This window comes from Shinella pollutisoli, assembly GCF_024609765.1.
Taxonomy (GTDB): domain Bacteria; phylum Pseudomonadota; class Alphaproteobacteria; order Rhizobiales; family Rhizobiaceae; genus Shinella; species Shinella pollutisoli.
Map to the genome: position 1 here is coordinate 1 of NZ_JANFDG010000058.1, position 5,298 is coordinate 5,298.

At 63.2% G+C, this 5,298-nt stretch carries 5 protein-coding genes and 1 pseudogene; 5 read left to right on the forward strand and 1 reads right to left on the reverse strand.

Annotated features, from left to right (window positions below; genetic code table 11):
* The first annotated feature begins 200 nt into the window (after positions 1 to 200).
* On the forward strand, positions 201 to 1,250 hold the full coding sequence (locus NNZ72_RS25205; protein ID WP_306766440.1) for a cytochrome-c peroxidase: 1,050 nt from the start codon (positions 201 to 203) through the stop codon (positions 1,248 to 1,250).
* Positions 1,251 to 1,270: 20 nt separating this feature from the next.
* On the opposite strand, the gene NNZ72_RS25210 is transcribed toward NNZ72_RS25205, so the two are convergent.
* Positions 1,271 to 1,570 (reverse strand): transcriptional regulator, encoded by a 300-nt coding sequence (locus tag NNZ72_RS25210; protein ID WP_257318431.1) that lies wholly within the window; start codon positions 1,568 to 1,570, stop codon positions 1,271 to 1,273.
* Positions 1,571 to 2,140: 570 nt separating this feature from the next.
* On the opposite strand from NNZ72_RS25210, the gene rpsL reads away from it, so the two are divergent.
* The 4 genes and pseudogenes from rpsL to NNZ72_RS25230 all read left to right on the forward strand — a co-directional run.
* Positions 2,141 to 2,512: a 30S ribosomal protein S12 gene (gene rpsL, locus NNZ72_RS25215; RefSeq protein WP_003507760.1), complete on the forward strand. Its 372-nt coding sequence runs from the start codon at positions 2,141 to 2,143 to the stop codon at positions 2,510 to 2,512.
* Positions 2,513 to 2,570: 58 nt separating this feature from the next.
* On the forward strand, positions 2,571 to 3,041 hold the full coding sequence (gene rpsG / locus NNZ72_RS25220) for a 30S ribosomal protein S7 (protein WP_257318435.1): 471 nt from the start codon (positions 2,571 to 2,573) through the stop codon (positions 3,039 to 3,041).
* A gap of 30 nt (positions 3,042 to 3,071) precedes the next feature.
* Positions 3,072 to 5,171, forward strand: coding sequence for an elongation factor G (gene fusA / locus NNZ72_RS25225; protein WP_257318436.1), 2,100 nt, complete (start codon positions 3,072 to 3,074; stop codon positions 5,169 to 5,171).
* A 64-nt stretch (positions 5,172 to 5,235) separates the two neighbouring features.
* Positions 5,236 to 5,298 (forward strand): annotated as a pseudogene (locus tag NNZ72_RS25230) (GTP-binding protein); the annotation flags it as partial.

Here is a 5,298-nt window from a genome sequence, read left to right on the forward strand (position 1 = left end):
CTCGACCACGATGTAGAACTCGTCCAGTCCTCCACCGGAGGTGGAGGTTTACTTTGGTTACAAACAAAGCCGCCCGAAAAATAATTCGGGCGGCTTTTGTCATTCCGCAAGGCGGGCAGGGGGGTGATTGATCTGGCGCAAGCGGTCTTTTTCGAGCGGTTCTAAATTCCATTCGTACCCGCAAACGAATGGAGGTAGCCATGAAATTCCTGCTCGCGACCGTGGCCGCATCGGTCATCGCGACGATGGCCTTTGCCGCCGATCCGGTTCCCGCCGATCTGCGTGACACCGCGCTCGAGATATTCAAACCCCTGCCGTCGACCTACCCGGCCGTCAGCGACAACCCGATCACCCAGGAGAAGATCGACCTCGGCAAGGCGCTGTTCTTCGATCCGCGCCTGTCGGCCTCGGGCGTCTTCTCGTGCAACTCGTGCCACAACCTGGCGACGGGCGGCGACGACAACCTGGAGACCTCGATCGGTCACGGCTGGCAGAAGGGGCCGCGCAATTCGCCGACCGCGCTCAACGCCGTCTTCAACGAGGCGCAGTTCTGGGACGGTCGCGCCGAGGACCTGAAGGCACAGGCCAAGGGCCCGATCCAGGCCGGCGTCGAGATGGCGAACACGCCCGCCCAGGTCGTCGCCACGCTGAAGTCGATGCCGAAATACGTCGAATGGTTCACCGCGGCCTTCCCGGGCGAGGCGGACCCCGTCACCTTCGACAACATGGCCAAGGCCATCGAGGCCTTCGAGGCGACGCTGATCACGCCGGCCCCGTTCGACGCCTACCTCAACGGCAACGACGACGCGCTGTCGACGGACCAGAAGCAGGGCCTCGCGCTCTTCATGGACAAGGGCTGCGCCTCGTGTCACAGCGGCATCAACGTCGGCGGCAACGGCTACTATCCGTTCGGCCTGATCGAGAAGCCCGGTGCGGAAGTGCTGCCGGAGAACGACAAGGGCCGCTTCGCGGTGACCGCGACCGCCGACGACTCGTATGTCTTCCGCGCCGCGCCGCTGCGCAACGTGACGCTGACGGCGCCCTACTTCCATTCGGGCAAGGTCTGGAACCTGAAGCAGGCCGTCGCCATCATGGGCACCTCGCAGCTTGGCGAGGATCTGGCGGACGGCGACGTCGACAAGATCGTCGCCTTCCTCGGTGCGCTCGAAGGGCGGTTGCCGGAAGTTGTCTATCCGGTCCTGCCGGCCGAGACCGACGACACGCCGCTGCCGAGCGGCGAGGTCAAGTAGGATGAAAGGGGCGGCGGTCGTCAGGCGAACCGGATGATCGCCACCTCGCCCTCGAGGGCGCCGCGATAGGCGGCCGCATGCGGCTCCTCGTCCGGCGCATCGGTGAGCGTGCCGATCTGGTCCAGGTCGGCCTCGAGAAAGCCTTCCTCGGCAAGAGCGTTCAGCGCCTCGCGCACGGCGGTATCGTCGTCCGGGGCGCTGAGCATGACGTGGATGTCGATGCCGTCCTCGTCGCCGTCGCGCTCGTAGGCCTTGCCGATGATGATGAAGACCATCGGCTCGTCGAGCGTGGTGTTGTCGTTGTCGGCATTGGCCGGCATGGCGGTCTCCTTTCGCCTGGAACTCCTCCGCGTCTATAGAGGTTCGCGTCGTCGGCCCCAACCGATAAATGAACGGACGGCGAGAAAGTTCGGCCGGCAGAATCGGGCGAGGGGAGGGCCGGATCGATAAAGGCGGTTGATTCCGTCTTCACCTCTTCTTAATATTCCCCGTGCGCGTGATCGCCCGCGGCACGCGCCCGCAGGAAGGCCGATACGGGGCGCTCAAAGCCTTGCAAATCAGGCAGATCAGCCATTTCCGGGCCGCTTTATTTCGCGCCGCCTCTTGACGGCTCGCCTTGAAGCCAGTAGACCGCACGCCATCAGAGCCTATGTGAGGCTGGCTGGTTCGGAATGACTCGTTCTGAAGTTCGCCTCAAACAGGGCTCGACGCACGTTGAGAACATGAATGCTGCACGCAAGACGCGGTCATATCGCGTCCTCTGCCTCGAAAGGCCATCCGCCGGACGCGGATCGGCCTTGTTTTGCGCATGAAGACAGGCGTGTGGCATTGCCGGAGACGGCGCCAATCCGCCCGCAAGGGTAACGAGACAGATTGCAAGGGATGGTTCTATGCCTACCGTAAACCAGTTGATCCGCAAGCCGCGCCAGGCGCAGGTAAAGCGCAACAAGGTTCCTGCCCTGCAGGAAAACCCCCAGAAGCGCGGCGTCTGCACCCGCGTCTACACGACGACCCCGAAGAAGCCGAACTCGGCTCTGCGTAAGGTCGCCAAGATCCGCCTGACCAATGGCTTCGAGGTCATCGGCTACATCCCGGGCGAAGGCCACAACCTGCAGGAACACTCCGTCGTGATGATCCGCGGCGGCCGCGTCAAGGACCTTCCGGGCGTGCGCTACCACATCATCCGCGGCGTTCTCGACACCCAGGGCGTCAAGAACCGCAAGCAGCGCCGCTCCAAGTACGGCGCCAAGCGTCCGAAATAACACGGTAACCGGCGCCATTTCGCTGGTCAGATCATTCGAGAGTTGAGAGACAAGAAGTATGTCCCGTCGCCATAGAGCAGAAAAGCGTGAGATCAATCCGGACCCGAAGTTCGGCGATCTCGTCGTCACCAAGTTCATGAATGCCATCATGCTGGACGGCAAGAAGTCCGTCGCCGAGTCGATCGTCTACGGCGCCTTCGACATCGTGCAGGGCAAGGCCAAGCAGGATCCCGTGGCGGTGTTCCATTCGGCTCTCGACAACGTCGCGCCGCACGTCGAAGTGCGCTCGCGTCGCGTCGGCGGTGCGACCTACCAGGTTCCGGTCGACGTCCGTCCGGAGCGTCGCCAGGCTCTCGCCATCCGCTGGCTGATCGCGGCTGCCCGCAAGCGCAACGAGACGACCATGGTCGAGCGCCTTTCCGGCGAACTCATGGACGCGTCGAACAACCGCGGCAGCGCCGTCAAGAAGCGTGAAGACACGCACAAGATGGCCGACGCCAACCGCGCCTTCTCGCATTACCGCTGGTAACCGAAACTAGACGTCTCGAAAGGAGCTCCCATGGCTCGCGAATACAAAATCGAAGACTACCGAAATTTCGGTATCATGGCGCATATCGACGCCGGCAAGACCACGACGACCGAACGCATCCTCTACTACACCGGCAAGTCCCACAAGCTCGGCGAAGTCCATGACGGCGCCGCCACGATGGACTGGATGGAGCAGGAGCAGGAGCGCGGCATCACGATCACGTCGGCCGCCACCACGACCTTCTGGAAGGGCCGTGACGGCAAGACCCGCCGCTTCAACATCATCGACACCCCCGGCCACGTCGACTTCACCATCGAAGTCGAGCGTTCGCTGCGCGTGCTCGACGGCGCCATCGCGCTGCTCGATTCCAACGCCGGCGTCGAGCCGCAGACGGAGACCGTCTGGCGCCAGGCCGAGAAGTATCATGTCCCGCGCATGATCTTCTGCAACAAGATGGACAAGACCGGCGCCGACTTCTACCGCTGCCTGTCCATGATCAAGTCGCGCCTCGGTGCGATCCCGGTCGCCATGCAGCTGCCGATCGGCGCCGAAAGCGACTTCAAGGGCGTCATCGACCTGGTCGAGATGAACGCGCTCATCTGGCGTGACGAGGCTCTCGGCGCCCAGTGGGACGTCGTCGAGATTCCGGAAGACATGAAGGCCCAGGCCGAGGAATACCGCGAGAAGCTCATCGAGACCGTCGTCGAGATCGACGAGGCGGCGATGGAAGCCTATCTCGAGGGCAACTACCCGGACAACGACAAGATCCGCGAACTCGTTCGCCGCGGCACGATCGACGTGAAGTTCCACCCGGTCTTCTGCGGCACCGCCTTCAAGAACAAGGGCGTGCAGCCGCTGCTCGACGCCGTCGTCGACTACCTGCCGTCGCCGGCCGACATCCCGGCCATCAAGGGCATCGACCTCAAGACCGAGGCCGAGATCGAGCGTCATGCCGATGACGCCGAGCCGCTGTCCATGCTCGCCTTCAAGATCATGAACGACCCCTTCGTCGGTTCGCTCACCTTCGCCCGCATCTATTCCGGCAAGCTCGAGAAGGGCGCGTCGCTGATGAACACGGTCAAGGAGAAGCGCGAGCGCGTCGGCCGCATGCTGCAGATGCACTCCAACTCGCGCGAGGACATCGAGGAAGCCTTCGCGGGCGACATCGTCGCTCTCGCCGGCCTCAAGGACACGACCACGGGCGACACGCTCTGCGATCCGCTGAAGCCGGTCATCCTGGAGCGCATGGAATTCCCCGAGCCGGTCATCCAGATCGCCATCGAGCCGAAGACCAAGAACGACCAGGAGAAGATGGGCCTCGCGCTCAACCGTCTCGCGGCCGAAGACCCGTCCTTCCGCGTCAAGACCGACGAGGAGAGCGGCCAGACGATCATCGCCGGCATGGGCGAATTGCACCTCGACATCATCGTCGACCGCATGCGTCGCGAGTTCAAGGTCGAGGCCAATGTCGGCGCCCCGCAGGTCGCCTACCGTGAGACGATCACGAAGACCTGCGAAGAGGACTACACGCACAAGAAGCAGACCGGTGGTACCGGCCAGTTCGCCCGCGTGAAGATCATCTTCGAACCGAACCCGGAAGGCGAAGACTTCAAGTTCGAATCGAAGATCGTCGGCGGTGCGGTTCCGAAGGAATACATCCCGGGCGTCCAGAAGGGCATCGAGAGCGTTCTGTCCTCGGGTCCGCTGGCGGGCTTCCCGATGCTCGGCGTCAAGGCGACGCTGATCGACGGCGCCTTCCACGACGTCGACTCGTCGGTTCTCGCCTTCGAGATCGCCTCGCGCGCCTGCTTCCGTGAAGCCGCCAAGAAGGCCGGCGCACAGCTGCTGGAACCGATGATGAAGGTCGAGGTCGTGACGCCGGAAGACTACGTCGGCGACGTGATCGGCGACCTGAACTCCCGTCGCGGCCAGATCCAGGGCCAGGAGAGCCGCGGCGTCGCCGTCGTCATCTCCGCCAACGTGCCGCTGGCGAACATGTTCAAGTACGTGGACAACCTGCGCTCCATGTCGCAGGGCCGCGCCCAGTACACGATGACGTTCGACCACTACGCACCGGTCCCGACGAACGTCGCGAACGAAATCCAGGCGAAGTACTCCGGTCAGAAGTGACCGGGGTACACCCCGAACGAGTTGAACGAATTCCCCTTCGCGGGACAAGAACGGAGAGCCGGAAATGGCAAAAGGTAAGTTTGAGCGCACTAAGCCTCACGTAAACATCGGCACGATCGGCCACGTT

Bases quoted from the DNA above. Each gene is read 5' to 3' on its own strand.
- NNZ72_RS25205 (WP_306766440.1), top strand. From the start codon at position 201: ATGAAATTCCTGCTCGCGACCGTGGCCGCATCGGTCATCGCGACGATG.
- NNZ72_RS25210 (WP_257318431.1), bottom strand. From the start codon at position 1,570: ATGCCGGCCAATGCCGACAACGACAACACCACGCTCGACGAGCCGATG.
- rpsL (WP_003507760.1), top strand. From the start codon at position 2,141: ATGCCTACCGTAAACCAGTTGATCCGCAAGCCGCGCCAGGCGCAGGTA.
- rpsG (WP_257318435.1), top strand. From the start codon at position 2,571: ATGTCCCGTCGCCATAGAGCAGAAAAGCGTGAGATCAATCCGGACCCG.
- fusA (WP_257318436.1), top strand. From the start codon at position 3,072: ATGGCTCGCGAATACAAAATCGAAGACTACCGAAATTTCGGTATCATG.